General features: G+C 38.9%; 22 protein-coding genes. 4 read left to right on the top strand and 18 right to left on the bottom strand.

Annotation, left to right across the window (positions count from 1 at the left end; translation table 11 throughout):
- Nucleotides 1-35: 35 nt before the first annotated feature.
- The 6 genes from lpxA to dnaN all read right to left on the bottom strand — a co-directional run bounded on the left by lpxA (nucleotide 36) and on the right by dnaN (nucleotide 7,935).
- The gene (lpxA, locus tag COCH_RS08835) at nucleotides 36-830 is read right to left on the bottom strand and encodes an acyl-ACP--UDP-N-acetylglucosamine O-acyltransferase (protein ID WP_002671575.1); all 795 of its coding nucleotides are present in this window, start codon (nucleotides 828-830) and stop codon (nucleotides 36-38) included.
- Nucleotides 831-836: 6 nt separating this feature from the next.
- Complete coding sequence (locus COCH_RS08830; protein WP_015782805.1) at nucleotides 837-2,225, bottom strand: bifunctional UDP-3-O-[3-hydroxymyristoyl] N-acetylglucosamine deacetylase/3-hydroxyacyl-ACP dehydratase; 1,389 nt, start codon at nucleotides 2,223-2,225, stop codon at nucleotides 837-839.
- Nucleotides 2,226-2,232: 7 nt separating this feature from the next.
- Nucleotides 2,233-3,252 (bottom strand): UDP-3-O-(3-hydroxymyristoyl)glucosamine N-acyltransferase, encoded by a 1,020-nt coding sequence (gene lpxD, locus COCH_RS08825; protein ID WP_015782804.1) that lies wholly within the window; start codon nucleotides 3,250-3,252, stop codon nucleotides 2,233-2,235.
- Between the two features lie 158 nt (nucleotides 3,253-3,410).
- Nucleotides 3,411-4,628 (bottom strand): HD domain-containing protein, encoded by a 1,218-nt coding sequence (locus COCH_RS08820; RefSeq protein WP_015782803.1) that lies wholly within the window; start codon nucleotides 4,626-4,628, stop codon nucleotides 3,411-3,413.
- Nucleotides 4,612-6,702, bottom strand: coding sequence for an LTA synthase family protein (locus COCH_RS08815; protein WP_015782802.1), 2,091 nt, complete (start codon nucleotides 6,700-6,702; stop codon nucleotides 4,612-4,614). The genes COCH_RS08820 and COCH_RS08815 overlap by 17 nt, the downstream gene beginning before the upstream one ends.
- 108 nt (nucleotides 6,703-6,810) lie before the next feature.
- Nucleotides 6,811-7,935, bottom strand: coding sequence for a DNA polymerase III subunit beta (dnaN, locus tag COCH_RS08810; protein ID WP_015782801.1), 1,125 nt, complete (start codon nucleotides 7,933-7,935; stop codon nucleotides 6,811-6,813).
- A 558-nt stretch (nucleotides 7,936-8,493) separates the two neighbouring features.
- On the opposite strand from dnaN, the gene COCH_RS08805 reads away from it, so the two are divergent.
- A complete protein-coding gene (locus COCH_RS08805) occupies nucleotides 8,494-8,790 on the top strand; it encodes a thioredoxin family protein (RefSeq protein WP_015782800.1) in 297 nt (98 codons plus the stop codon).
- 41 nt (nucleotides 8,791-8,831) lie between these two features.
- On the opposite strand, the gene COCH_RS08800 is transcribed toward COCH_RS08805, so the two are convergent.
- The 6 genes from COCH_RS08800 to COCH_RS08775 all read right to left on the bottom strand — a co-directional run bounded on the left by COCH_RS08800 (nucleotide 8,832) and on the right by COCH_RS08775 (nucleotide 13,864).
- Nucleotides 8,832-9,887 carry a DUF3810 domain-containing protein gene (locus COCH_RS08800; RefSeq protein ID WP_015782799.1) on the bottom strand — a complete coding sequence of 352 codons (1,056 nt, stop codon included), beginning with the start codon at nucleotides 9,885-9,887 and terminating at the stop codon, nucleotides 8,832-8,834.
- Entirely contained in the window at nucleotides 9,887-10,498 is a 612-nt protein-coding gene (locus COCH_RS08795) for a DUF2911 domain-containing protein (RefSeq protein WP_002671558.1), read from the bottom strand. The genes COCH_RS08800 and COCH_RS08795 overlap by 1 nt, the downstream gene beginning before the upstream one ends.
- Before the next feature lies 1 nt (nucleotide 10,499).
- A complete protein-coding gene (gene porT, locus COCH_RS08790; protein WP_009411358.1) occupies nucleotides 10,500-11,222 on the bottom strand; it encodes a type IX secretion/gliding motility protein PorT/SprT in 723 nt (240 codons plus the stop codon).
- Nucleotides 11,223-11,239: 17 nt separating this feature from the next.
- Nucleotides 11,240-11,974, bottom strand: coding sequence for a bifunctional demethylmenaquinone methyltransferase/2-methoxy-6-polyprenyl-1,4-benzoquinol methylase UbiE (gene ubiE / locus COCH_RS08785; RefSeq protein WP_015782798.1), 735 nt, complete (start codon nucleotides 11,972-11,974; stop codon nucleotides 11,240-11,242).
- A gap of 106 nt (nucleotides 11,975-12,080) precedes the next feature.
- A complete protein-coding gene (locus COCH_RS08780) occupies nucleotides 12,081-12,899 on the bottom strand; it encodes a 5'-nucleotidase, lipoprotein e(P4) family (RefSeq protein WP_015782797.1) in 819 nt (272 codons plus the stop codon).
- Nucleotides 12,900-12,913: 14 nt separating this feature from the next.
- The gene (locus COCH_RS08775) at nucleotides 12,914-13,864 is read right to left on the bottom strand and encodes a 2-hydroxyacid dehydrogenase (protein WP_015782796.1); all 951 of its coding nucleotides are present in this window, start codon (nucleotides 13,862-13,864) and stop codon (nucleotides 12,914-12,916) included.
- A gap of 179 nt (nucleotides 13,865-14,043) precedes the next feature.
- On the opposite strand from COCH_RS08775, the gene COCH_RS08770 reads away from it, so the two are divergent.
- Together COCH_RS08770 and glmM are read left to right on the top strand one after the other, a co-directional pair.
- The gene (locus COCH_RS08770; protein ID WP_015782795.1) at nucleotides 14,044-15,162 is read left to right on the top strand and encodes a formimidoylglutamase; all 1,119 of its coding nucleotides are present in this window, start codon (nucleotides 14,044-14,046) and stop codon (nucleotides 15,160-15,162) included.
- A gap of 1,224 nt (nucleotides 15,163-16,386) precedes the next feature.
- Nucleotides 16,387-17,781: a phosphoglucosamine mutase gene (gene glmM, locus COCH_RS08765; RefSeq protein ID WP_015782793.1), complete on the top strand. Its 1,395-nt coding sequence runs from the start codon at nucleotides 16,387-16,389 to the stop codon at nucleotides 17,779-17,781.
- Nucleotides 17,782-17,866: 85 nt separating this feature from the next.
- On the opposite strand, the gene odhB is transcribed toward glmM, so the two are convergent.
- From odhB to COCH_RS08745, 4 genes are all read right to left on the bottom strand, one after another.
- Nucleotides 17,867-19,105, bottom strand: a complete 1,239-nt coding sequence (odhB, locus tag COCH_RS08760; RefSeq protein WP_015782792.1) for a 2-oxoglutarate dehydrogenase complex dihydrolipoyllysine-residue succinyltransferase — start codon at nucleotides 19,103-19,105, stop codon at nucleotides 17,867-17,869.
- A 29-nt stretch (nucleotides 19,106-19,134) separates the two neighbouring features.
- Entirely contained in the window at nucleotides 19,135-20,091 is a 957-nt protein-coding gene (locus COCH_RS08755; protein WP_015782791.1) for a DUF4299 domain-containing protein, read from the bottom strand.
- Between the two features lie 83 nt (nucleotides 20,092-20,174).
- Nucleotides 20,175-20,723, bottom strand: a complete 549-nt coding sequence (locus COCH_RS08750) for a TonB-dependent receptor plug domain-containing protein (RefSeq protein ID WP_015782790.1) — start codon at nucleotides 20,721-20,723, stop codon at nucleotides 20,175-20,177.
- Between the two features lie 25 nt (nucleotides 20,724-20,748).
- Entirely contained in the window at nucleotides 20,749-23,520 is a 2,772-nt protein-coding gene (locus COCH_RS08745) for a 2-oxoglutarate dehydrogenase E1 component (RefSeq protein WP_015782789.1), read from the bottom strand.
- A 690-nt stretch (nucleotides 23,521-24,210) separates the two neighbouring features.
- Here COCH_RS08745 and COCH_RS08740 point away from each other — a divergent pair.
- Nucleotides 24,211-24,699 (top strand): thioredoxin family protein, encoded by a 489-nt coding sequence (locus COCH_RS08740; protein ID WP_009411346.1) that lies wholly within the window; start codon nucleotides 24,211-24,213, stop codon nucleotides 24,697-24,699.
- 37 nt (nucleotides 24,700-24,736) lie between these two features.
- On the opposite strand, the gene COCH_RS08735 is transcribed toward COCH_RS08740, so the two are convergent.
- Both COCH_RS08735 and COCH_RS08730 read right to left on the bottom strand, forming a co-directional pair.
- Nucleotides 24,737-25,738, bottom strand: coding sequence for a Gfo/Idh/MocA family protein (locus tag COCH_RS08735; protein WP_015782788.1), 1,002 nt, complete (start codon nucleotides 25,736-25,738; stop codon nucleotides 24,737-24,739).
- An 11-nt stretch (nucleotides 25,739-25,749) separates the two neighbouring features.
- A complete protein-coding gene (locus tag COCH_RS08730) occupies nucleotides 25,750-26,340 on the bottom strand; it encodes a hypothetical protein (RefSeq protein ID WP_002671504.1) in 591 nt (196 codons plus the stop codon).
- Nucleotides 26,341-26,358: the final 18 nt, after the last annotated feature.

The raw sequence follows: 26,358 nt of genomic DNA, 5'->3' as shown, positions 1-26,358 counted from the left end.
TCTATTTTAAGTTATTTGTTTTTAGTTTTAAGTTCTTACTCTTTTATTAATTCACCGTGATAGCCTTTCATAATACCGTGCTGTGAGCGACGCACGAATTGCAATATCTCATCGCGTTCTACAGTGGCTTCCATTTCAGCTTCTATATAGTCCAAAGCGTGAGAGGTACTGAGTTTCTTTTGGAAAAGTACACGGTAAATATCTTGTATCTCACGTATTTTCTCAGTAGTAAATCCACGACGATGTAACCCTATAGAATTCACCCCTACATAAGAAAGTGGGTTGCGCGCGGCCTTTACATAAGGGGGAACATCTTTACCTACGAGCGAACCTCCTGTTACAAAAGCATAACTCCCTATAGAACAAAACTGATAAACAGCAGTCATTCCTGCCATCACAGCACAATCACCTACAGTTACGTGTCCTGCAAGAGTAGTACCATTAGAGAAAATACAGTTGTCCCCCACAATACAATCGTGAGCGATATGAGAGTAAGCCATTATCAAGCAATTGTTGCCTACTACAGTTCTCATACGGTCGACAGTACCTTTATTGATGGTTACACACTCTCTGATAGTAGTATTATTGCCTATGTGAGTAGTGGTTTCTTCACCTTTATACTTGAGATCTTGTGGAATAGCTGAAATTACAGCTCCAGGAAAAATTTTGCAGTTCTTCCCTATACGCGCTCCCTCCATAATGGTTACGTTAGGTCCTATCCAAGTGCCCTCACCTATTTCTACATTTTTACTGATAGTAGTAAAAGGCTCTATCACTACATTTTTAGCGATTTTGGCATCGGGGTGGACATAAGCCAAAGGTTGAATCATATACTTTTATTTTACTTTAACAATTTGAGCCATTAGCTCAGCTTCAGTAGCCAACTTTCCGTTCACATAAGCGTAAGCTTGCATATGGCAAATACCACGGCGAATAGGCGTTAGCAATTCTAACTTGAATATAAGGGTATCCCCTGGCACTACTTGTACCTTGAACTTCACATTGTCTATTTTCATAAAATAAGTGAGGTAATTTTCGGGGTCGGGGACGGTACTGAGTATCAATACGCCTCCTGTTTGTGCCATTGCTTCTATTTGGAGTACACCAGGCATTACAGGAGCCCCTGGGAAGTGCCCTACGAAGAAAGGTTCATCCATTGTTACATTCTTTAAACCTACAACGTGTTTATCAGAAAGTTCAAAGATTTTATCTACCAACAAGAATGGTGAACGGTGAGGTAACAACTTCATTATATCGGTAGTGTTGAGCAACGGTGGTTGATTAATATCTATAGAAGGAACGTTGTTACGACGTTCATTTTTTATAATCTTAGAAAGTTTTTTAGCAAATTGGGTATTGGTGAAGTGTCCAGGTTTAGTAGCAATTACTTTACCACGAATGCGTGTACCTACCAATGCCAAATCGCCTATTACATCCAATAGTTTATGGCGAGCAGCTTCGTTAGGGTAATGCAAAGTAAGATTATCAAGCACTCCATTAGGTTTCACTGAAATATTATCTTTGTTGAAAATCTTTTTAAGTTTCTGCATCGTACTATCAGAAATTTCTTTATCTACATATACGATAGCATTATTCAAATCTCCTCCTTTAATCAAACCGTGATCAAGTAAAGCTTCGAGCTCGTGCAAGAAACTAAAAGTACGAGCATCAGCTATTTCGGTTTTAAATTCGGAAAGTTTATTGAGGTAAGCATTTTGAGTGCCCAAAATCTTAGTACCAAAATCTACCATTGTAGTCACTTGGTATTCCTCGGCAGGAATGAGAGTAATCTCACTACCTGTTTCTTCATTTACGTAGGTAATCACTTGTTTTACTATATATTCATCACGCTCTGCATCTTGAGGAGTGATACCCGCTTTTTCAATAGCTTCTACAAAATATTTAGAAGAACCATCCATAATAGGAGGTTCAGAGGAGTTGAGCTCAATAATCACATTATCCAAATCCATACCGACGAGCGCTGCTAAGATGTGCTCACAAGTTTGGATTTTCACCCCTTTTTTTTCTAAGACTGTACCACGTTCAGTACTTGCTACATAGGTAGCATCCGCTTCGACAACGGGGTTTCCTTCTAAATCGGTACGTACAAAGGTAAAACCATTGCCTACTGGTGCAGGTTTGAGCACCATTTTTACTTGTTTACCAGTATGTAACCCAATACCTTCTAAGGTAATTTCTTTGGATAAAGTATTTTGCTTTACCATAGTGTATTTATTTTAATTTTTTTTCTAATTCTTCTAAGCGTTTAAGCAAGTTAGGTAATTTTCTAAAAATGACATAAGCTTTGTTGTATTCGGCGTGCCCCAAAGCGGGAGAGCCTTGTATCGCTTCGTCGTCTTTAAGATTACGACCTACCCCTGTTTGGGCTTGTATTTTCACGCGATTGCCTATTACTAAGTGACCTACGATTCCCACTTGACCCCCTATCATACAATTTTCGCCTACTTTAGTTGAGCCAGCAATACCTGTTTGGGCAGCAATCACTGTATTTTTACCTATTTCTACATTGTGGGCAATATGTATTTGGTTGTCTAACTTTACTCCCTTATGAATGATAGTAGAACCTAAAGTTGCACGATCTATAGCTGTTTCTGCACCTATATCTACAGAATCTTCAATCACGACATTACCTATCTGTGGTACTCTGCTGAACTCTCCTTTTTCATTAGGCTGGAACCCAAATCCGTCAGCCCCTAATACTACTCCACTGTGGAGCATACAATCTTTACCTATGACAGTTTCGGAATATATTTTACAGCCTGCAAAAATAGTAGTCCCCTCACCTACTGATGAGTTATCACCTATGTAAGTGTTAGGATAGATTTTCACATTATCGCTTATCACTACATTTTCGCCAATATACACAAAAGCTCCTATATATACATTTTGTCCTATTTTAGCAGATGAAGCGATAAACGAAGGTTGTTCTATACCTACTTTATTCATTTTCACTTGATTGTAAAATTCTAAGAGTTTAGTAAAAGCGGCATAAGCATCGTCTACTCTCACTAAGGTTGCTGATATTTTATCTTCAGCCTCAAAGTCCTTATTTACAATCACTATAGATGCTTGAGTAGTATAGATAAAATGTTTGTATTTAGGGTTTGCCAAAAAAGATATACTCCCTTCACTTCCCTCTTCAATTTTTGAAAGTTTATAGACTTCAATTTGGGGATTTCCTTCTACTTCACCGCCGAGTACATTGGCTATTTGTAATGCTGTAAATTTCATTTAATTAGTTTATAATCAGAACGATATAAAGCAATATTTATATGTTTTTGTCTTAAAAAAGGTTGTTTTTCGCAACAAAAATATAAAAATTATTTCATATAGCACTCTTTTTGCTATTTTTTTTCTCTATTGGTAATTTTACTCCCTCCTTTTCTACCTTACTTTGGATAGCAAATATAGTATCGTTCAGTTACTTGTGAAAGAGGTTCTAAATTGATAGCTTCAGAGGTTTTAGTAAGATCTACTACTCTTCCATTTTTGGTAAGAATCTTAATTATTTCCTTTCCTGGATTATACGCTCTGTTAGTCATCACTCCTGTAAAGACAAAGTACTTAATATCCTTTTCTTCTACTCCTTTGGCAACTGATAGTTTCTGCAGTCTCTTTATCTTCTGTTCTTCAAAATCGTTTAAGCGGACTTTTATTTTTAGCAAATCGCGGTTGAGCAACATTTTGCTGAGTTTAGAAAGCACTACATCGGGGTGGAACTGCCATTCTTTCATTGCTGAAATAATATCTGTATCGTCTAAACAAGCAAACATCTCAAGTACTTCTTGTGAGAAATTATTTTTGGATATCTTGTTTTTCACAAAGAAAGCTAAAGCGGTGGACATAGTCAGTTCTTGCCCTTGTTGCACCAACTCTTTGGCGCGATTGAGCAACCTGATGAGTATCTGCTCGGCTACTACGCTAGTTTTGTGCAAATACACTTGCCAATACATCAATCGGCGAGCTATTAGGAATTTCTCTACCGAGTATAAGCCTTTTTCTTCGACTACTAATTCGTCGTTGCGTACGTTAAGCATTGAGATAAGGCGTTCAGAATTTATATTCCCCTCAGCGACTCCTGTATAAAAACTATCGCGTTTTAAGTAATCGGCTCTGTCCATATCTAACTGACCAGAGATGAGTTGATGCATAAACTTACGAAGGTAAGTACCTTGAAATATTGCTATAGCGGTATCTAATTTGCCATTAAATACCTTGTTAAGCTCTTGCATAAAGCGCAACGAGATTTCCTCGTGAGAAATACCTTCGACAATGCTGTGTTCCATTGCGTGAGAAAAAGGTCCGTGCCCTATATCGTGCAACAATATGGCAATATAGAGTCCTTCAGCCTCTTTTTCAGAGATTTGTACTCCCTTGAAACGGAGCATCTCTACTGTTTTCTGCATTAAGAACACACACCCCAATACGTGCTCAAAACGAGTGTGTTTAGCCCCTGGAAATACCAAATACGAAAGTCCCATTTGATTGATACGCCTGAGCCGCTGAAAATAGGGGTGCTCAATAATGTCGAACACTAAAGTGCTGGGGATATGGATAAACCCATAAATAGGGTCGTTGATAATTTTTAGCTTATTTCTTGAGCGCATTGAACTGTTTGTTTTTTAACCACTCGGCAGTAGCTTGATAAGTACCAATACAAGCATCGGCTTGTTCCTTATTCACATTATTTTCTTTTATTTGCTCATAAAACAAGGGATACTCTTGTGAGGGTTGTTCTGTTTCTTTGTGCAAACTGTATTGAGTGGTTTTTCTCAAAGGTGATATAATAGTGAGTTTATCAGGGGTTAAGTAACCTAAATCCTGATAAGTAGCAATATAAGCGCGTGGCTGATAACCTTCTTTTAGTACATCTTGCCCTATGAACTTAGAGATATAATTGAAATTTAGCAAACCAAAAACGGTAGGCATCACATCTATTTGTGATACCATTATATCTATTTTCTTAGGAGTGATAAAATCGGCAACAATAAAACAAGGGATACGATAGCCATCTAAGGGTAATTCGGTACTACCTGCACTCGATGCACAGTGATCGGCTACAATCACAAAAATAGTGTTTTTGTACCACTCTTGTTGTTTTGCCATCTCAAAGAATCGTTTGAGAGCATAATCGGTATATTTTACTCCACCTGCACGTCGTTTCTCAGTAGGAGGAATATCAATTTTACCTTCAGGATAAGTAAACGGACGGTGATTGCTCACGGTCATCCAGTGATTAAAGAATGGTTTGCCTGCTTTAGCTTGTTCATTCATCACCTTTATAGCTTTGTTTGCCATATCTTCATCGCAAACGCCCCATATATTGGAAAAAGTTACTTCTTCTGGAGTAAAGCTCTTGCTATCTACAATATCGTAACCATTACCACTGAAGAAATCCTTCATATTATCAAAATAACTATCGCCTCCATAGAGATATTTCACATCATAACCTTTACTTTTGAACACGCTACCCGTGGTAAACTTATCTTTATTGTCTTTGCGCTTCACCACACTTTCCCCTGGAGTAGGCGGAATACAAAGAGTAAGCGCTTCCAGACCACGTACTGTACGGTTACCTGTAGCATACAAATTAGTAAAAAACAAGCTGTTATTAGCTAAGCTATCCAAGAAAGGCGTACGATTATCAGTATTGCCATACATTGTAAGGTATTCCGCCGAAAGACTTTCTATTGAAATGAGTACTACATTACGGTGCACTTCGGTAGTATCGCCTACAATCTGTCGTTCGAGGGCAGGAGCATTTAGTTGTTTGAGCACAATGCTTTCAGCCTCTTTTTCTGGCAAGGTAGGATAAAACTGAAAGAAATCTAACTCACTATGAGTAAAAGCGTAATAAAACTTGTAAACACCATTGCTTTGTATTTCTTGAGCAAAAGTATTTTCGGCAACCATAGCATCAAGCTGGGGTAATCTCCACATTCCTATAAGCACTAACAGCAAATAGGGCACTACTATAACCGTTTTTTCAAAGAGGGTGGGTATTGTTTTTAGCGCACTCTTAGTCTTGAGAAATAAATATATAGTAATTACCAATACTACTACAAAAACCCCTGAAAATAAGGGCACTATGGGGTAACTCTCCATTATATTACCTATCACTTCATTGGTATAAATAAGGTAATCTACTGCAATAAAGTTATAACGAATCCCGAACTCATTCCAAAAGAAATATTCGCTTACTGCATTCATCACTATGGCAAATACATAGATAGCCAACGTAATAAAATACAATGCATTGCGCAGTTGGGCTCTGTACTTAGGTAAAAAGAGCAAAAGAGCAAAACACAACGTTTTAAAGCCGAAGAAAGCTAATGCGATTTCGGGAATCACGCCCCCATATTGTGCAAATATATTGTTAGGATAAAACTGTATATAGAGTAGTATGAGGATAAATGCTCCTAAAATAATGCCTCCGTAAGGTTTTTTGTACTTTACATTGGCAATAAATAGGAAATAAAGCATTAAAATACTACTTGCCAATACTATCACAAAAGCGTCGGATAGTAAGCCTATGAAAAGCATCTTAAACACACTCCACACCGAAAATGTGGTAGCAGTGATAGGGTGCACCATAAAAACGATGCGCATCACAAACGATACGATAAGGTATAAGCTAGCTATATAAGTAAAAGGTTTTATTCTTTCTAAAATGGACTTCATAGATAGTTATTTTTGAATGATAAACATTGTGATTTCTCTCTTAAAAAAAGAAACGCCTTAAAAAGAGACTCATAAGGCGTTTCATTTTAAAAATGAAAAATTCTTTATTTATTGATTTGTGTTAAGCATAATTGGCATTGCCAACATTAGCACTTTCTCTCCCTCATCAAGTCCATCAACAGGCGTGATAAGTCCGGCGCGATTTGGCAACGACATTTCTATCAAGATTTCATCAGAGTCTAAGTTATTAATCATCTCTTTCAAGAACTTAGAGTTGAAGCCTATTTCTAAATCGTCTCCCTGATAGTTGCAAGTGAAACGCTCCTCACCTTTGTTGCTATAATCTACGTCCTCAGCTGAAATTACCAAGCTAGAACCAGCTATTTTCAAGCGCACTTGGTGAGTGGTTTTATTTGAAAACAACGACAAACGGTTAATAGAACTATAGAATTGCGAACGATTTAAGATAAGTTTGTTAGGATTTTCTTTAGGAATTACTGCATCGTAGTTAGGATATTTACCATCTATAAGGCGGCAGATGAATTCCATATCGTCAAAAGAGAATTTTGCATTGCTCTCGTTGTATTCCACAGTTACTTCTGTTTCGCTACCTGCCAAAATACCTTTGAGAATGTTCAACGGTTTTTTAGGCATAATGAAATCAGCCGCTTCATTAGCTTTGATGTCTAAGCGTTCGTATTTCACTAATTTATGAGCATCAGTACCTACAAAGGTAAGTCCGTTTTCACTGAATTGGAATAAAATACCGCTCATTGTAGGACGTAAATCGTCATTTCCTGCTGCGAAGATAGTCTTTTGCACGGCAGTTGCTAATACATCGCCTATCATCGTTACTTTGCTTGCTTCAGGCAAAGCTACAGGGCGAGGAAACTCCTCTCCATCTAAATAAGCTAAGGTATAATTACCGGTAGTAGAGCTAATTTCTATTACATTATTCTCTTTTACCAAAAAGGTAAGGGGTTGTTCTGAAAAGGTTTTAAGAATATCTGTCAATAATTTAGCTGATACTGCTATGCTCCCTTCTGAATCTGATTCTACTTCCAAAGTACCTCTTACAGTAGTTTCCAAATCGGAAGCAGAGATAGTTAAAGAATTGGTAGACAGTTCAAACAAAAAGTTATCGAGTATAGGCATTGTATTGTTGTTATTGATTACACCGCCAAATACTTGTAACTTCTTTAATAAGTAAGAACTTGATACTATAAACTTCATATTTTTATATATTTTAAATGACAAAACTTACCCCTTTGCGGAGTAATAATGGCAAAAGTAGAAAGAATATTTGTTACTACCAAATTTTTTTAGATATTTTTTAATTTTAATATGAGTTCGACATAAGAGATAGTATGACTTACACTACAGAAATTCTTAGCACAACAAGCAATTACAAATAAGTAGTTTCGCTGTTTTTTTTAATCTCCCACGAATTCCAAAAAATAGAAACTTTGCCAACAATAGAAAAACGAATCTATAAACAACAAAGAAAGACAGTTTTTGTTTAAAGCAATCTTATACTTAGCTTATACGAATCTTATAGGAAGAACGAACAATGAGTGGCTCTACAGTGGCTCTACAGTGGGTCTACAGTGGCTCTACAACGAACAATGAACGAACAAAAGACGAACAATGAACAAAGAAATGCTAAAGGAAAGAGGAAAATAAGATAGCGTTAATAGCTTTTTAAAAATAAAAAATAATATATTTTGTTTATTTCTATTTGTAATTAAAAAAAACTTTGTATTTTTGTGCCATTATTTTAAACATAAAATTATGGAGAAATTTGGTGATATCATCAATGTAAATACACCTGTGCTCATTTGTTTTTATTCTGAAGGTATTGAAGTTTCACTACATATGAATGCTGTATTACGCGAAGTAGTTACTATTTTGAGGGATAGAGTAAAGGTTGTGAAAGTAGACATTAACAAGAATAAAGAATTAAGTAAGGCACTGAAGATAAGTGTCTTGCCTACTGTTATTATCTTTAATAATATGAATCTTATTTGGCGCGGAGAAGGCTTTCAAGACAGTGAAGTTTTACTAATGGAACTTAACAAATTTCTGTAATTAATGATTAAAGGTCAATAATTAATGGTTAGTTCTAATTCCTAATTTCCAGCATAATGAGGAATTAGTAATCCCACCACTAAATCATAACTATTGATGCCTTGTGATTGTTTGTTTGCTTTCAAGAACGCATCGTAGCTTGCTTTAAAAACAGGCTCAGCTTTGTTCTCATATTGTTGCCAAAAAAAACGCACTTCTTTATAGTTTTCAAAGATACCTTTGTGAATTTGAGAGTGAAGGCTTTCATATTCAGTAGGGGCTACTTGAGCTACTTCATTGAGAAAATAGCGCAAGGCAAAGAGTTCTGCACTGTATTTAAAATAAGGATTATCAGTTTTTAAAGCTGCCAAATACCCTAAATAATTTGCTTCTTCTTCGGCAGCATACCCCATTTGATGTGCTATCTCGTGGCAAACAGTAATAGGTACACTATAACCTATCATCTTTCTGTTTACTTGGGCTTCATTAGTAAACGGATTCAAATACCCACTATATCCCATATAGGTAAGCAATTTACTGTAAAGAGAAGGTTTGACGCTTTTCATTGCTTTAAAGTCTGTAACACCTTGTTTCTCCAAAGGATAGCCGTTATAAGCAATGCGATATATTTCTTTTTGTGAAAGCCAAAAGTCTACTTTAGTAGTATCATTGGTTGCTAATCGAGAATGGATTGAGTTGGCTCTGTTAATACACATTTGTGTAGCTTTCAACAGTTGAGCTTGGGTATATTCTTTAGAAATGTGTAAAGATTCCGATAAAGGTACCCTAAAATAGTTGAACCCCCAGAGGAAGAAAAAGGCAAAGACAATACGTATTATTTTTGAAAATATTTTATCTAAGATTTTTAAGGGGGTTTGCCATAACTTTTTGAAGTATTTTACTACGACTAAAAATATACCTATAATGAACAACGTGTATAGAATATCACCCATAGAAAAAGGTATCCACCCGAATAAAAAGTGCAACACTTTAGCTATATACGGGTAGATACCTTTACTATAAATATGTTCTGTAACGGTAGGGAAAGTACGAAAAACAAGCCAAATAACTATGTAAATAGCAAAAACACTATATTTCCATACTTGTTTCCTTTCCATTATTTCTTATCGTCTTTACCTTCCAAGTCTCTCTCAAATTGTTTTACTTCTTTGAGTTGCTCTATAATCTTATCAATAGTTTCCTTTTTGTCTATTTCAATAGGGATTTCCACTTTAGTATATTCCCAACGAATTACTAAATTTACTTTTTCATTAGAAATGTTCTCGAATGAGAACTCTAAAGCTTCTTGTAAATCTTTGGTTTGAGTAACAGGCACTGTAAATTCAATAGCATTCTCATTAGGGTCATAGCTATAAGCTCCCCACGCATCGGCATCGTAATTGAGAACTACCGTCCACTGGTGAGCTTCAGGAGTTACAAAAATAGCATAATCGCCCTTCTTTACCGATTTACCACCAAATTTTACAGGCTGAAGAAAACTAATACTCGTAGCTTGATTAGCTCCTAAACGCCAAATCTTCCCATAAGGGACTAATTCGCCAAATATTTTACGACCACGCACACTTGGGCGACCGTAATCTACTGTAATTTGACTCACAGAAAACTGTTGTGTGATTACCTGACGTGGACTTGCCATAGGGTAGCTAAAGTTCTGCGCATAAGACGCAAGACTTATCAAAAAAACTACTATAAGGATTAGTTTCTTCATATTATTCGAAGTTTAGATTTAATAAGAAACCACGGCTCTTTAAACCATTAAGGTTACTTGTCCAAGGGCTATTGGGATTATTATCGGGTATCAACTCATTATTAACTGAAAATAAGGCTCTCAGAGAAGGAGAGACTCTAAAATAAGGAGTGTAGAAGTCAATACCTAAACCTAATTCATAGAAGAAAACATTTCTTGTAGCACGGAAAGTCTTTTCGGAATTATCAACATTTAGATTCGCATTACTACTCAAGTTAAACACCATAGAAGCTCCTGCCGTTACGTAGGGTTTTACGTTATACCAGCGCTTAGCGCTATACTTTAGCAATAACGGAATATAAATATATGTAGAAGGAACATCGCGCATCGAATCTCTCGAATCAGAGAATCCAGGGAAGATAAGAATACGCTTGTTGTACACCAAACCTGGCTCAATTCGCAAATCGAGATGTTTCACTAAGCGCACAGAGCCTGTAAGACCTACGTTAAAACCTAATTTACGGTCAGTTTGTATTTCTCGGAGATTAGCTGTGCGATAATTTAAGTCGCGGTAATCTATTTTGAAATCAAACACATTGGTACCAAAATAGTATCCCCATTGAAAGCGTTTGTCATCAAAATGTTCTAAGTTCATAATAGGCTCTTTGATTTGCCCATACAAATTCAATGCTCCTAAAAATAAGAACAACCCTATAAGACTCTTTTTAAATGTTTTCTTATTCATTTTTTATTGTTAAAGTTCTATTTATTAGCTATGTAAATGGTGACTACTCCACCTAAGGTTTTAGGATAATATTCAGTTTTCTGATAACCTACCTTATCTAATATCTCTTGAAACTTCTTCCCATAAGGAAAATGGATAGCCGAATCAGATAAGTACCGATAAGCCAACCTGTCTTTAGAAAAGAGTTTGCCAATGAGGGGCATCATATAATTTGTATATAGATGATACCCTTGTTTAAAAGGGAACTTTTTAGGTACAGAAGTCTCTAATACTACCAAGCGCCCCTTAGGTTTCAGCACTCTGAGAATTTCACTTAGTCCCTTTTCTAAATCTTCAAAGTTACGTACTCCAAAGCCTACCGTTACAGCATCGAAAGTAGCATCAGCAAAAGGTAGTTGCTCACTGTCTCCGTGTACTAAATTAATGCGGTCGGTAAGTTTTTTTTTAGCTATCTTTTCGCGCCCTACTTCCAACATTCCTTCTGAGATATCTAATCCTGTAATCCTCACATTTGGAATAGTAGTAAGAGCAATTGCTAAATCGGCTGTGCCTGTAGCTACATCAAGCACCGTAGTAGGGTGTATCTCTGCCACTTTTTGTACTACAAATTTACGCCATTTTACATCTGAGCCCCACGAAATCACACGGTTCAAACCATCATAACTATCTGAAATAGTGTTGAACATTTGGGTAACTTGTTCCTTTTTACCCTGTGCTGAATCTTGATAAGGCGTAACAGTGTTCTTAGGCATATAGTGCTTAATTTTTTGCAAAGATAGAAATTAATTTTCAATTGACAATATTTTTGTCTCTTATTCACATACACGCCAACTCCAGAACCCTAGCTTTACCTCTTACCTATTTAAATGCCTTTGTATTATTCTTAATAATCGCTTCTTTCTCGGCTTCTGGAATAGAGTATTTATGACCATAAGCAGCTCCTTCCCAATCGCCGTAAGAATAGTTAGGGAGCACAATAAAACGCTTACCAAACTCTGTTTTATTCTTATGTACTGCCTCTGAACGTTCTTTTGGAGTACCACCATCGAAATCTTTAGAAAAGTCGGAAAGGTTGTCACCCATCAAGAGCACAATGTCGTAATCTTTAGCAATTTGTAATCGACGGTTTTCTTTGCTCTTCTCAGCAGAACGCAAGATAAGTCGATTGTCCGAAGGCAAAGGAAAATTGTACTTGCGCAAGTTCTTGGTCGTACCTTCACGTTCGTTGTCACGACGATTAGTCACATAGAAAATAGCTACTCCCTTGCTATCGGCGTATTTAAAGAACTCTAACGCGCCTGTTAGCGGTTTGGCATCGCCTAAAACTGTCCATTCTTCCCACGCTTTTTGTGAATAACTAATACCCTGTTTCGCACAATAGGCTTCAAAGGGCGAATTGTCCAAAAAGGTTTCATCTATATCGGTAACAATTGCCAGCGGTTTATCGCCCTTTTTAGCAAGGGCTTCGTCCAATCGCAATTGTGCCACGTTGAAGGCTTGCAAACACAAAGCTTCATATTCAGCAGCGTTTTGCTGAAAGTAAGACGACCACAATTTGCCGTTGGCAATGAGGGCACTTTCTTGCGTAGTAGCTTGCGTTGTGGTAATGTTTTTAGTAGCACAGCAACTACCGAGCAGTAAAGCTACTACTCCAATGAGTAAATAATTCTTTTTCATTTCTATTTAATTTGTCAATTTGCTAATTCCCCAAATTTGCTAATTATCTTGTCTACTATTATCTGCGCAAGCTTTTCTTTACTTTCTAAAGTCCAGCCTGCAATATGAGGAGTGAGAATCACATTATCCGCTTCCAATAGATATTTAAACGATTTGGGCATTTGTTCGTCGCTAAAGAAGTCTTCAAACGATGCCTTTTCATATTCTAACACGTCTAAACCTGCTCCTAATACTTTCCCGCTTTGCAAGGCGCGTACCAAATCATCGGTAACTACGCTCTTCCCACGTGCAGTATTTAAGAGCCAAAAACTCTTAGCAAAACTATTGATAAATACTTCATTCACCATACCTATAGTTTGTGGGGTTTGAGGTGTGTGCAAGCTCACTACATCTGCCTGACGAAAAAAATCTACTAAGGTTACTTGTTTGGCATTCTCGTCACTTTTGTTGGGGAGTATATCGTAGCAAATCACACTACAGTCAAAACCGCGCAATTTCTTAGCAAAACTCTTTCCCATATTGCCGTAGCCTATGATACCTACTGTCTTGCCGTCAAGCTCCCAACCTCTGTTCTCCTCGCGCAACCATTTGCCGTTTTTAATTTCGTTATTGGCTTTCTTAAACTTGTTCAGCAATGCCAGAAGCATACCGAGTGCGTGTTCGCCTACTGCATTTCTATTGCCTTCGGGGGCTGCGATGAGCGTTATACCTTTACTTTCGGCATAAGCTACGTCTATATTTTCAAGCCCTGCACCTACTCTGCCTATGAATTTCAATCGAGTCGCCTTGTCTAAAAATGTCCTGTCTATAGTAAAACGACTGCGGATAATAATTCCATCGTAATCAGCTATTTTAGCTTCAATAGACTCTTTAGAGCTTTTATAGTCTTCGTAATTTTCAAAACCCTGTGCTGCGAGTTGTGAAAGCATCAAGGGGTGGTTTCTGTCTATATGTAATATCTTCATTTTAAAGTGAATCCTTTTTTATCTTTAAATATAAAGAGCCTAATAGAGGTCTTAATTTTTTGCAAAAATAATAAATAATTACGAACTACGAATGAAGAACCACAAATAATTTGCTAATCCTTAAATTTGCTAATTTGCTAATTATCCCCTACCTTTGCCGTCTATTAATAAGAAAAATTATGTCACTATCCTATTTACAACCCGTTGATGAAGCTTTCACCTTAGACGATTACAAGCCACAACAAGTGGGTTTCCAACTCCATAAACACCTCCCCTCCCTTGGTTTACCTGACCTTACCGACGTGAAAATTGCCTTTTTTTGTATCGAAACCGAAGGACAGTCATTCTATCGCTTCCGTCAGCATCTGTATTCTCTCTTTATGGGAAATTGGAATTTTGCCATTGCCGATTTGGGTAACTTGCCCTTAGGCGAAACCGACGACGATACTCATTTTGCTATCAAAGAAATTGTAGCCGAGCTCATTAAGCAAGACGTTATCCCTGTGGTGCTGGGGGGTTCGCAAGACTTTACTTATTTCCTCTACCGCGCTTTCGATAGTCTCGAACAAATGGTGAATGTAGTGTGTGTAGATGCTAAGTTCGATTTTGGCGATACCGAAGAACTCTTTGTAGAGAGCTCCTATATGAGCAAACTCATTTCAGAACCTCCCGTGAATTTACTCGATTTTACCAATCTCGGTTATCAGTCTTATTACGTAGCTCAAGAAGAGCTCGATTTGCTCGAAAAAATGTGTTTTGAGGTACACCGCTTGGGCAATATAGTGAATGATTTGAAGATTATCGAGCCCGCAATGCGTGATGCCGATATCGTGAGCGTCGATATGACCTGTGTGCAGGCAAAAGATATGTTAACTGAAGGTAATGTAAACGGCTTCAATAGTAGGGAAATATGTGCTATCACGCGTTATGCAGGTATCAGTAGTAATGTGCAAGTGGCAGGTATTTTCGATATCCCCAATACCGATTTGGCAAGTCAGCTACTCGCCGAAATGCTTTGGTATTTCTACGAAGGATTTAACTTCCGTATCAAAGAACTACCTGTGATAAACGACGAGAATTATACTAAATACATCGTACCCATTGAAGATATCCAAATAGAGTTCTTCAAAAGTACACAAACCGAACGCTGGTGGATGAAACCCGGAGGCGATAAATACTCCGGACCTCAAAACCACATACCCTCCGGACTTATTCCTTGTCTACCTCAAGACTACGAAGAAGCCATTAGTGGCACTATCCCCGAACGTTGGTGGCGCTCCTATCGCAAATCAGTATAAGCAAATATCTTTTCTATAAAGCCATAGAAAATCGCAATTTCATTTACTTTAAATTCGCTTTTTGTTCATTTATTCTTTATCCACCCTTGTGGCTCGCAGCGTTATTTGTTCGTTTTAGGTCTACTTTAGCTTCGCTTTCTCTTCAAATAGGTCTTGTCTTTCAGATTGATAGTCTTCACCAATTTCTCTTTAAGGCTTGTCCCCCTTCGGGGGTTCGGGGGCTTTCGTCATTCGTCATTCATCTTTTCCTTCACTTTTCCTTCACTTTTCCTTCACTTTTCCTTCACTTTTCCTTCACTTTTCCTTCATATTTTCTTCGTTCATTCTTCGTTCATTCTTCGTTCATTGTTCGTTCATTGTTCGTCTTTTGTTCGTCTTTTGTTCGTCATTTGCTCGTCATTTGTTCGTCATTTGTTCGTCATTTGTTCGTCATTTGTTCGTCTTTTCTTCGTCTTTTGTTTATCTGCCCGTGCGGCTCGCACCGTCTTTCCTATAAGCTCTCCATATCTACATTATTTCATTCTCTCGCCCCCATTTGCTAATTCTCAAATTTGCTAATTTGCTAATAACACCTGCCCGTGCAGGTCGCACCGTCTTTACGTCACTACCCTCCCTTTTCCAGTATGGACTTTGCCAAAGTTTCAGACTTTGGCAAAGTTGAAAGCTCCCAATAGTCTCTTTCTTACCTCCATTATTTCCTTATTTTGAATTTGTCTTTTGTTCATTCATCAAGCATTCTTAAACTATTATAGACCCACTGTAGAGCCACTATAGAGCCACTGTAGAGCCACTGTAGACCCACTGTAGACCCACTGTAGACCCACTGTAGACCCACTGTAGACCCACTGTAGACCCACTGTAGACCCACTGTAGACCCACTGTAGACCCACTGTAGACCCACTGTAGACCCACTGTAGACCCACTGTAGACCCACTGTAGACCCACTGTAGACCCACTGTAGACCCACTGTAGACCCACTGTAGACCCACTATAGAGCCACTATAGAGCCACTGTAGACCCACTGTAGACCCATTCTTTCTTCGCTTGTTGTTCGTTTATCCCATAAGCCTCCTTTAATTTAACCATTAATCATTAATCACTAACCATTAATCTTTATGATTTCAAATTTTTATATATCATTTTTTTATCCTATTTTTGTCGCGAAAAAACACTCTCTCTTCTATGTTATTATTATCTTTTGAAGAGAGTATAATCACTTAAATTATGTCATTAATCAAATCAATCTCAGGTATTCGTGGTACTATTGGAGGTGTACCCGATGAAAATCTAACCCCTATCGATGCCGTAAAATTCGCTGCCGCTTATGGTACGTGGCTCAAAGAAACCCTCAACAAAGCAAATATAAAGGTAGTTGTAGGAAGAGACGCACGTATTTCGGGCGAAATGATACAGAACTTAGTACAATACACCCTTGTAGGATTAGGCATTAATGTAGTGGATATCGGGCTAAGTACAACTCCTACCGTCGAAGTAGCTGTTACAATGGAAAAAGCCGATGGGGGCATTATTCTCACTGCAAGTCATAATCCTAAACAGTGGAACGCCCTAAAACTTCTCAATAATAAGGGAGAGTTCCTCAGTGCTAAAGAAGGTGAAAGAATTCTAACCATTGCTCAAGAGAATAAGGTGGTTTTTGCTGACGTAGAAGCTTTAGGAAGCATTTCTCACGATAATACCTATATTCAAAAACATATTGAGGCAGTGTTAGGGTTGCTAACATCCTCCACTATCGAAGCCATACGCAATTGTAAATTCAAAGTGGTTGTTGATGCGGTGAACTCCACAGGAGGCATTGCAATTCCAAAGTTATTAGAACGTTTTGGCGTAGAAGTAGTTCGTTTGTATTGTGAACCAAACGGACATTTTCCTCATAACCCCGAACCTTTAAAAGAACATTTGGGAGACATCTGCAAAAAAGTACTTGAAGAAAAAGCCGATTTTGGTATCGTAGTAGACCCCGATGTAGATAGATTAGCTTTTATTACGGAAGAAGGTGAAATGTTCGGCGAAGAATATACTTTGGTTGCTTGCGCCGATTATATTTTAGGAAAAACCAAAGGAAATGTAGTCTCTAACCTCTCTTCTTCTCGTGCATTGAGAGATATAGCCGAAAAGCACGGAGTACAGTATGCTGCAGGAGCTGTAGGTGAAGTAAACGTAGTTGCTAAAATGAAGGAAGTGCACGCAATCATAGGTGGTGAAGGCAATGGAGGTATTATCTATCCTGAACTACACTATGGTCGTGACGCTTTGGTAGGTGTAGCGTTATTCCTTTCCTTACTTGCTGAAAGAAAATGCAGTGTAAAGACCTTGCGCAATAGTTATCCTGCTTATTATATGAGCAAGAACAAAATACAACTTACCAAAGACATTAACCCCGATAATATCCTACGTGAAATGCAAAAGAAGTACGCACACGAGCAAATCAATACTATCGATGGCTTAAAGATTGATTTTCCTCAAAGCTGGGTACACTTGCGAAAATCTAATACTGAACCTATTATTCGCATTTACACTGAAGCTAAAAGTCAAGTAGAAGCCGATAAACTCGCTCTGCGTTTCATTGAAGAAATGAAAGCTGTTGCTTTTGCAAAGTAACTGATTCATAATGCACTAATTATTAAAACTCCCTATAAAGCTGTTAGCTTTATAGGGAGTTTTCTATATTCTTATTTCTACTTTTTTAAAGCTCAAGGGCTTGTTTAGGGTTGCCATTCATCAAGATATCTATAGGATTTTCGAGAGCTTCTTTTACAGCTACTAAAAATCCTACTGATTCACGCCCATCGATGATACGGTGGTCGTATGAAAGAGCTACATACATCACAGGAGCAATCACTATCTGTCCGTTGCGCACGATAGGACGCTCTACAATGTTGTGCATACCCAAAATCCCTGATTGTGGCGGATTGATGATAGGAGTAGAAAGCATAGAGCCAAACACGCCCCCATTAGTAATCGTAAAAGTACCACCAGTCATTTCATCTACCGTAATTTGTCCATCGCGAGCGCGAGTGGCTAAGCGTTTTACTTCGGCTTCCACACCTCTAAACGAAAGGTTCTCGGCATTGCGAATCACGGGAACCATCAAGCCTTTAGGTCCTGAAACGGCTATAGAGATGTCGCAGAAATCGTAAGTTACCTTGTCTTGTCCGTCAATCATCGAATTGACATCGGGGAAGAGTTTAAGGGCACGCACGACGGCTAAAGTAAAGAACGACATAAAGCCGAGGCTCACATTATGGTGCTCTTTGAAAGCGTCCTTATATTTGGCACGCAAATCGTAAATAGCCGTCATATCCACCTCATTGAAGGTAGTGAGCATAGCGGTTTCATTCTTAGCACTCACCAAGCGTTCGGCTACTTTTCGGCGCAACATACTCATCTTAGTACGCACTTCTTTGCGCACGCCACCCGTAGGAGTCCCCATCGAAGGTTTGGAGGCTTTAAGTGCATCTTCTTTGGTAATGCGACCTCCTTTGCCTGTACCCACTACTGCTGATGCAGGAATCTCGCGTTCTGCTAATATTTTACGAGCTGCAGGACTTGGAACTTGCTTTGCAGAAGAGGCAGGTGCTATAGGAGCTGTGGAAGGTGCTGGAGCTGTAGTTTTGGGTGCCACAGGAGCTTCCTTTTTGACTGGTTGTGATGGTGAAGTACCTGCTGATGAAGCTCCTGCTGGCGCTTTTGCTTTAGTATCAATCAAGCATACCACTTGTCCTACTTTTACAGCTTCGCCTTCTTCGGCTTGCAGTGTAATAACTCCACTGGCTTCAGCGGGAAGTTCGAGGGTTGCCTTATCGGAATCCACTTCGGCAACAGCTTGGTCTTTGGTTACATAATCACCTGTTTTTACAAGCCAACGGGCTATTTCTACTTCGGTGATAGATTCCCCAGGTGAAGGGACTTTCATTTCCAACATATCGTTTAGTTTTAGGTGTTAGGTATTAGTTATTTCGTCGTTAAAAAGTTTTTCAATTTTGCTAAGAATCCTTTGCGTTCTTGCCTATCGTTTTGTAAAAGAGCTTCAAGTTCTTTGTGGTTGAGTTCTACTAACATATAATGTCCATCGAGTTTTTGTATTTTCTCTTGAGGCAATCGCTCTAAAAAGGTTTGGTAATTGAGCCCATCGAGTACCCCATAAGCATTAGGGTCGTTTTCATCGCCGTTGATAACTACCAAACTAATGCGCCACAACTTTACATCGTCTTGACTGAGGTTTACTTGGGTGAAATCTACAAAAGGCGGATATTCATATGGCAAGATAGTAGGGACACCCTCTGTAAGAGCATAAGCTCCCATCACCTCTCCTCTGTCATTTCTAAAAAACTGCTGACGTGCGATATATGCATCAGGGTGCTCATATAGTTGTTTTTCTATGAGCTGACTAAAGGCTTTTACCTTATCTTCGGCGGCTAATAACCCGTTTATCATTTCGTCTGACAAACATATAGGGCGGTAGACACCGAACAGATAAGATCCTCCTTTTTCACCTTCATAACATTTGATGCCAAATTTAATATCGTTTCTATAATCGTACGTAATGGCATTGGGCTCATAAACCTCTCCTTCTTCATCAACTACTTTGCTACCCAATGCAGTGGCTACTTTGCCAATAAACTCATACGCACCTAACCAATCGGCTTCGGTACTGGGAGTAAAGACGCGCACACCGTAATCTTGGGTTTCGGTGTCGTAAGAGACCTCAAAACCGCGACCGCTGATGCCTTCTTGTCCCATTAGCATATAGCCCCAATCACTGAGCGGTGCGTTCATCACTTGGGAGTAATGCTCGTCGTTATCATCAATAGAGTATTGTACAAATCCCTCACGCTGGAGGTCGAGCAATTGTTGAGGAGTCATTTCCTTAGGTGCTTGTGTATTTTTAATGTAAAAAGTTCGACTCATTTTTTTAGGTGTTATGTGTTAGAAAGCTCCATTCCCCATAGGGGTTGAACTTTGCCAAAGTTTGCGACGAATTGCTCGTCGTACTAAGACTTAGGTTCATAAGGTGGTATATCTAACTTTTCAGGTTTTCCTTTTAGAGTAACTAAAATCACTCCGTATTTAGCTTTCTCACCATATTTTTCAGTAGCTTTTTTGTCTTTCAGCATTACGATACTCTCTATTTTTTTAGGGTTGATATTGTTCATAAAAAGCTTTCCTACTTCAGAATCTGAAAACTCTACATCATTGACAACAATCAGAGGAAAATCTTTGTTAGAAATTTCTATTCCTGGTAGATTATCTTTCTTAGAAGTATCTTTACTTTTCTTCAACGTAATAATAACCACTCCTTTTTCGCCTTTACTACCATATAAAGCAGTGGCAGAAGGATCTTTAAGTACCTTGATATTCTCAATATCATTAGGCTCAATTGCGTTTAAAAAGATACTACTTACCTTGTTATCGTCTATCAGAACGCCATTCACTACATACAAGGGTGAATTCTGTTCTCGTGACACAATTTTGGTAACTGTTTTTTGCGCTGGTAGCGCATAAGTGGTTATCAGTAATAGTAATGTAATAATTCGTTTCATATTAAATTGGTATTTTTAGTTTTTATTATTCAAATACAGCTGCGATAGCTTTGCTGTGGCGTTCGCGGTCACGGGTATGGCTACCAGAGGCAGGGGCTGCATAAGCAGGAGTACCTACATAACGCCATTTTACCAAATCAAAATTCATTAACATATAACCATAAGCGCCCATATTTTTAGGTTCTTCTTGCGCCCAAATAAAGTCGGTGGCGTGTTTGTACTTCGCTATAATGGTTTTGAGCTGTGTTAGCGGTAGCGGGAACAACTGCTCGATGCGCACTAAGGCTATATCGTCTCTGCCAAGTTTTTCGCGTTCAGCATAGAGGTCGTAGTAATAGCGCCCAGAGCAAAATACTACGCGTTTTACTTTTTGAGCTTTAGCGATAGGGTCATCTAATACCTCTTGGAACTGTCCGCCAGCTAAGTCTTCCACAGTTGAAATCACTTGGGGGTGGCGCAATAAGCTTTTAGGAGTGAATATTACTAACGGCTTACGGAAGGTAGTCTTCATTTGGCGACGTAGTAGGTGGAAAAAGTTAGCGGGGGTAGTACAATTGGCTACATACATATTGTTCTCAGCACAGAGTTGCAAATAGCGTTCTATGCGTGCTGAAGAGTGCTCAGCTCCTTGTCCTTCATAACCGTGAGGGAGTAACATTACCAATCCGTCTTGCACTTTCCATTTGTCTTCACCACAACAGATATACTGGTCAATCATTATTTGCGCGCCATTGGAGAAGTCGCCGAACTGTGCTTCCCATATGGTGAGTGTGCGCGGACTTGCCATCGCATAGCCGTACTCATAGCCCAAGACTCCATATTCGGATAACAGCGAATTGTAGATATGGAAAGTACCTGTTGCCAATTGTTTGGCTTTGAGGTCTTGCAAGAAGCATATTTCTTCTTCGGTATCTTCTGTTTTGAGCACAGCGTGACGGTGCGAGAATGTACCGCGTTGCACATCTTCACCCGTGATACGTACATCGTAACCCTCAGTAAGGAGTGAACCATACGCTAAGAGCTCTGCCATTCCCCAATCGATATGGTTGTGTGCATATGCCTCTTTACGGTCGGCTACAATCTTTTTCACCTTACTGATAAAGGGTTTATCGGCAGGCAATTCAGTAAGTGCCTTGGCTATTGTGTCGAGTTTTCCTTTACTAATAGTCGTATCTACCTTTTGTAACATTTGTTTTGGCGATGCTATTTCAAAGCCTTGCCATTCGGTTTGCATAAAAGGCTTTAATATCGTAAGCGGTTCGCGACGAGATGCCTCGAGGTCGGCATCAAGAGTAGCTTTATAAGCGTTCTCTATCTCGGCAACATAACTTTGCTGTATGAGCCCTTCTTCGATTAGCTTCTGTGCGTAAATATTGCGGGGATTGTCGTGCTTACTTATAATTTTGTACAAAAGAGGTTGTGTAAAACGTGGTTCATCGCCTTCATTATGACCGTATTTACGATAGCCAAAGAGATTGATATACACGTCTTTGCCAAAGGCTTGGCGGTAATCTATTGCCAAGAGAAAAGTGTACACTACGGCTTCGGCATCGTCGGCATTTACGTGAAGCACAGGCGAATCGTTCATCTTTGCAATATCGGTACAGTACAACGACGAACGCGAGTCGGCAAAATTAGCAGTGAAACCTACTTGGTTGTTTATCACTATATGCACGGTACCCGCATTGGTGAAGCCTCTCAATCCACACATCTGCACCGTTTCGTAGACGATACCCTGCCCTGACACAGCAGCATCACCGTGAATGATGATAGGCAAGGCTTGCCGGAAATTCTCTTGACAATAGTGGTCTTGTTTCGCACGAGTAATACCTCCTACAACGGCATCTACAGATTCAAGATGCGAAGGATTAGGTACCAAATTCATATCTACGGTTTTTCCGGCACGAGTAGTGCGTTGGGTAGTGATACCCAAGTGGTATTTCACATCACCGTCGAACCAATCGTCCATTTCGTAATCCTTACCGTCGAACTCGGAAAAGATATCCTTTGGATTCTTGCCGAACACATTGGCTAATACATTTAATCGCCCACGGTGCGCCATACCGAGTACTACGTGTTTTACGCCTTGCTCGGCAGCAGCTTCCACCATAAAGTCGAGACCTGCGATGAGCGCATCGTTGCCTTCAAGCGAAAAGCGTTTTTGACCTACATACTTAGTATGAAGGAAGTTCTCAAAAGAAGTGGCTTCATTAAGTTTGTTAAGGATTTGCAGTTTTTCTTCTTTAGAAAACTGAGGTTTATTGTGATTTTGCTGTAATCGTTTGGTGAACCAATCGCGTTCTTGGGGATTGTGAATATACTGATATTCTACCCCTATCGACTTACAATAAGTAGTATTCAATGCCTCAATAATTGCACTTAAAGGCGAGGGAGCTAAGCCTATTTCACGGGCAGCATCGAAAGTAGTATTGAGGTCAGCCGTCGTAAGCCCGTAGTTTTCGATAGCCAAAGTAGGTGTATATGGCTCACGAGGACGTAGCGGATTAATTTGTGCGAATAAGTGACCGTAAGTGCGATACCCATTGATGAGGCTAAGCACGGCAAACTCTTTCTTGACAGTTTCGGAAAGCGCAGGGTTTTCGTTACCCACCACTTGTTGTACCATTACGGGTACCGCTTCTTCTACCGGAGTGCTGTATTGCTCTTGAGCAAAATCGAAGCCTTGAAAGAAAGCACGCCAACTGGGTTCTACCGCATCGGGGTTTTCGAGATATTTATCGTATAAATCACCAAAATAAGCCGTACTTGCGGCATTCAAAAAAGAATACTTATCCATAAAAAGCAATTGTTTCGTTTATTTTTCATTAATGATAGGCAAAGGTAATGTTTTGTTTTGGAATAACCATACTTTTTATGAAATATTTTTAAGATAATGTATTAGTAATTTGGGAATTAGCCAATTAGAAAATTAGCAAATGAGAATTCAGAATAAAAAAGGAATATCTAACCTTATGGAAATCTTAAAAATCAATAAAAAATGAAACTATAAAATAGTTATGATATTTAAAAAATATCAACTCATTAAGCGGATAGTTTTCTCTATATAGATATTATCTATGAGAAATGAGGAAAAAAGAGCCATTTTAGAGGGAGTTTGACCGAAGCTAAAGCGAACCTAAGACGAAGCTAAGACGAACAAAAGACGAACAAAAGACGAAGGAACGCTATTAATAACCTATATATTAGATGCTTATAAGAGCCATTTATGATAGATAAAATCTATTGAAAAGAGGAAATTTAGTAATGTTTATTGTGAAGGCAATTTGCCAATCGCCTCTACAATATGACTAAAAGAAATTGATTATCAAGGTAATCAACTTTGCCAAAGGAGTGAGCCACACAGGCAACTTTAGCAAAGTGTAGCGACGCAAATGCAATTTAAGACTTTTAAAACAGCCTCGATGTAGCTCTTGAAATATCTTGGCACTTTTTTTGTAATTGTATATTTTCAAAAGATTTGGTTTTTATGAAGAAATACTTTTTTATAGCACTCCTCTGCTGGGGAGGTACTGCTCTTTGGTCTCAAAACAGCGAGGAAATAAGTAAAGAACGCGCTGGTTATGAACAACCTTATCACCCTGAGGAAGACGGTGATGCACGTATTACACAACTGCTAAAACAAGCTAAAAAAGAACACAAAAAAGTGTTGGTGCAAATAGGTGGCAATTGGTGTGTGTGGTGCTTGCGCTTTAACCATTTGGTGACTACTACGCCTGAACTGAAAAGTATTTTGGATAAGAAATATATTTTCTATCACCTAAACTTCTCACCTGAAAACAAGAATGAAAAGGCTTTTAAAAAGTACGGAAACCCTGGCGCACAATATGGTTATCCCTCTTTTTTGATTCTCAATGAAAAAGGAGATGTGCTTTTCACTCAAAAAAGTGAAGATTTAGAATCGGGGAAGGGGTATGATGTGAAGAAAGTAAAGAAATTCTTGCAAGGAAGGTTATAATTTGCAAATTAGAAAATTAGAGAATTAGCAGATTGTGTTATTGGCTAAATTGACTAATAATTTTGATAATTTCAACGGCTTGAGTGGCAGGTACGGGATTGGTACCTTTGCCTGTTAAAGCTTGGTAAAGGTCGTTATAAAAAAGCCAATAGTTACCGTGTTGGGCGGTAGTAAACAAACGCTTTTCAATTGTATGGAGAATGCCATTAGGTTCGGTAACAGAAGGTAGCCACTGAGAGGCTGAAGGGATAGTACCCGCTACTAAGGCATTTTCTTGTCCGTCGAACCGCTGTTGAAGGAAGGAACCCTTAGTGCCGTGCAAGGTGTACTCCCATTGGCGTTCCAAAGCATAGGTAGTGGATTTAAGGCGGACACGTAGTTCGTTTTCGTAAAAGAGAATCAGTTCAAAATAGTCGTCGGTTTGAGTACCTTTACGAAGGTAACCCAAATCGGCATATACGTTTTTAGGAGTACCGAATAGCTGGAGCGCTTGGTCTATGAGATGTGCTCCTAAATCGTAGAGAGCCCCTCCCCCACGTTCGGGAGTTTCCTTATGAGCCTTGGCACTAATTTCACTTCGGAAACGGTCGAAGCGCATTTCTACTTCTTTAAGTTCGCCCAGTACACCACTGTTTACTATTTCTTTTACCTTTAAATAATCGCCATCATAACGCCTATTTTGGTAAACGGAAAGCAGCTTGCCTTGTTTTGTAGCTAATGTATTGAGTTCTTCAGCCTGCTCGACAGTAACGGTAAAAGGCTTTTCTACCAATACATTCTTATTTGCTAATAACGCTTCTTTGGCATACTCATAATGGGTTTGCACGGGGGTATTGACCACTACCAAATCTACCACAGGGTCTTGTAGCATTTCGTTTACTGAGCGATAAAGTTTAGCACCAGGATATAGAGCGTGCGAATCGGAACGATGGCGTTCTACTATCGCATAGAGGTGATACTGTGGGTGTTGTGCTACGAAAGGAGCGTGAAATACCCGTCCACTCATACCAAAACTGGCAAGGGCTACATTAATAGTCATTAGATAAGTATTTATAATTCTTTTAGGGAATTGATAATGTCCTTCATCTGCTGGTAATTCTTTTCTTTTTTGCTAGCTAACGTCCAGGTAAAAACTTGGTAGTAGGTCTTTTTAGTTTCGACAATAGCCACCACGTAAAAGACTCCGATACCATTGACGGTTTCGGTAGTTTCAACTACTACAGCAGGATATTTATTGATGGTAGTTTCGGTAATTTGTTTATCAGTAGGGCGCATCATCTTGGCTTCTGCCCAACCTTTTTTGCAGATGCTAAAATAGTCCTTTAATCCGAAAGATTTAACAAAGGCTTTTTTGTTTTTAATATGCAAAGAGTCCTTTAACACTTGGTAAAGTACCTCATTAAGCTCCTTGCGGTCTTCATCGATTACTGCAACAAAAAGCTCAGACTTACCGTTGCCATATTGCAGAGAGGCTTCTTCATAAAGATTATTTTGGCTGGTAAGAGAGTTAGGTAGTGTCATTTCATATCTATCTTCAACTTTCACTACTTGAGTGGCTTCAGAGGAGGTATCGCTCACTCTGCAAGCCGTAGCTAAAAGGAAGACAAAGATGAAATGCAAGTTACGTTTTAAACGCTTCATCTCTTTCCTAATTTAGTT

The sequence above is a fragment of the Capnocytophaga ochracea DSM 7271 genome (genome assembly GCF_000023285.1).
Classification (GTDB): Bacteria; Bacteroidota; Bacteroidia; order Flavobacteriales; family Flavobacteriaceae; genus Capnocytophaga; species Capnocytophaga ochracea.
This window is presented reverse-complemented; position numbering and strand designations above follow the sequence as displayed.

What these genes read in the sequence shown, in the direction of transcription:
- lpxA (WP_002671575.1), bottom strand. Translation starts at nt 830, where the DNA reads ATGATTCAACCTTTGGCTTATGTCCACCCCGATGCCAAAATCGCTAAA.
- COCH_RS08830 (WP_015782805.1), bottom strand. Translation starts at nt 2,225, where the DNA reads ATGGTAAAGCAAAATACTTTATCCAAAGAAATTACCTTAGAAGGTATT.
- lpxD (WP_015782804.1), bottom strand. Translation starts at nt 3,252, where the DNA reads ATGAAATTTACAGCATTACAAATAGCCAATGTACTCGGCGGTGAAGTA.
- COCH_RS08820 (WP_015782803.1), bottom strand. Translation starts at nt 4,628, where the DNA reads ATGCGCTCAAGAAATAAGCTAAAAATTATCAACGACCCTATTTATGGG.
- COCH_RS08815 (WP_015782802.1), bottom strand. Translation starts at nt 6,702, where the DNA reads ATGAAGTCCATTTTAGAAAGAATAAAACCTTTTACTTATATAGCTAGC.
- dnaN (WP_015782801.1), bottom strand. Translation starts at nt 7,935, where the DNA reads ATGAAGTTTATAGTATCAAGTTCTTACTTATTAAAGAAGTTACAAGTA.
- COCH_RS08805 (WP_015782800.1), top strand. Translation starts at nt 8,494, where the DNA reads ATGGAGAAATTTGGTGATATCATCAATGTAAATACACCTGTGCTCATT.
- COCH_RS08800 (WP_015782799.1), bottom strand. Translation starts at nt 9,887, where the DNA reads ATGGAAAGGAAACAAGTATGGAAATATAGTGTTTTTGCTATTTACATA.
- COCH_RS08795 (WP_002671558.1), bottom strand. Translation starts at nt 10,498, where the DNA reads ATGAAGAAACTAATCCTTATAGTAGTTTTTTTGATAAGTCTTGCGTCT.
- porT (WP_009411358.1), bottom strand. Translation starts at nt 11,222, where the DNA reads ATGAATAAGAAAACATTTAAAAAGAGTCTTATAGGGTTGTTCTTATTT.
- ubiE (WP_015782798.1), bottom strand. Translation starts at nt 11,974, where the DNA reads ATGCCTAAGAACACTGTTACGCCTTATCAAGATTCAGCACAGGGTAAA.
- COCH_RS08780 (WP_015782797.1), bottom strand. Translation starts at nt 12,899, where the DNA reads ATGAAAAAGAATTATTTACTCATTGGAGTAGTAGCTTTACTGCTCGGT.
- COCH_RS08775 (WP_015782796.1), bottom strand. Translation starts at nt 13,864, where the DNA reads ATGAAGATATTACATATAGACAGAAACCACCCCTTGATGCTTTCACAA.
- COCH_RS08770 (WP_015782795.1), top strand. Translation starts at nt 14,044, where the DNA reads ATGTCACTATCCTATTTACAACCCGTTGATGAAGCTTTCACCTTAGAC.
- glmM (WP_015782793.1), top strand. Translation starts at nt 16,387, where the DNA reads ATGTCATTAATCAAATCAATCTCAGGTATTCGTGGTACTATTGGAGGT.
- odhB (WP_015782792.1), bottom strand. Translation starts at nt 19,105, where the DNA reads ATGTTGGAAATGAAAGTCCCTTCACCTGGGGAATCTATCACCGAAGTA.
- COCH_RS08755 (WP_015782791.1), bottom strand. Translation starts at nt 20,091, where the DNA reads ATGAGTCGAACTTTTTACATTAAAAATACACAAGCACCTAAGGAAATG.
- COCH_RS08750 (WP_015782790.1), bottom strand. Translation starts at nt 20,723, where the DNA reads ATGAAACGAATTATTACATTACTATTACTGATAACCACTTATGCGCTA.
- COCH_RS08745 (WP_015782789.1), bottom strand. Translation starts at nt 23,520, where the DNA reads ATGGATAAGTATTCTTTTTTGAATGCCGCAAGTACGGCTTATTTTGGT.
- COCH_RS08740 (WP_009411346.1), top strand. Translation starts at nt 24,211, where the DNA reads ATGAAGAAATACTTTTTTATAGCACTCCTCTGCTGGGGAGGTACTGCT.
- COCH_RS08735 (WP_015782788.1), bottom strand. Translation starts at nt 25,738, where the DNA reads ATGACTATTAATGTAGCCCTTGCCAGTTTTGGTATGAGTGGACGGGTA.
- COCH_RS08730 (WP_002671504.1), bottom strand. Translation starts at nt 26,340, where the DNA reads ATGAAGCGTTTAAAACGTAACTTGCATTTCATCTTTGTCTTCCTTTTA.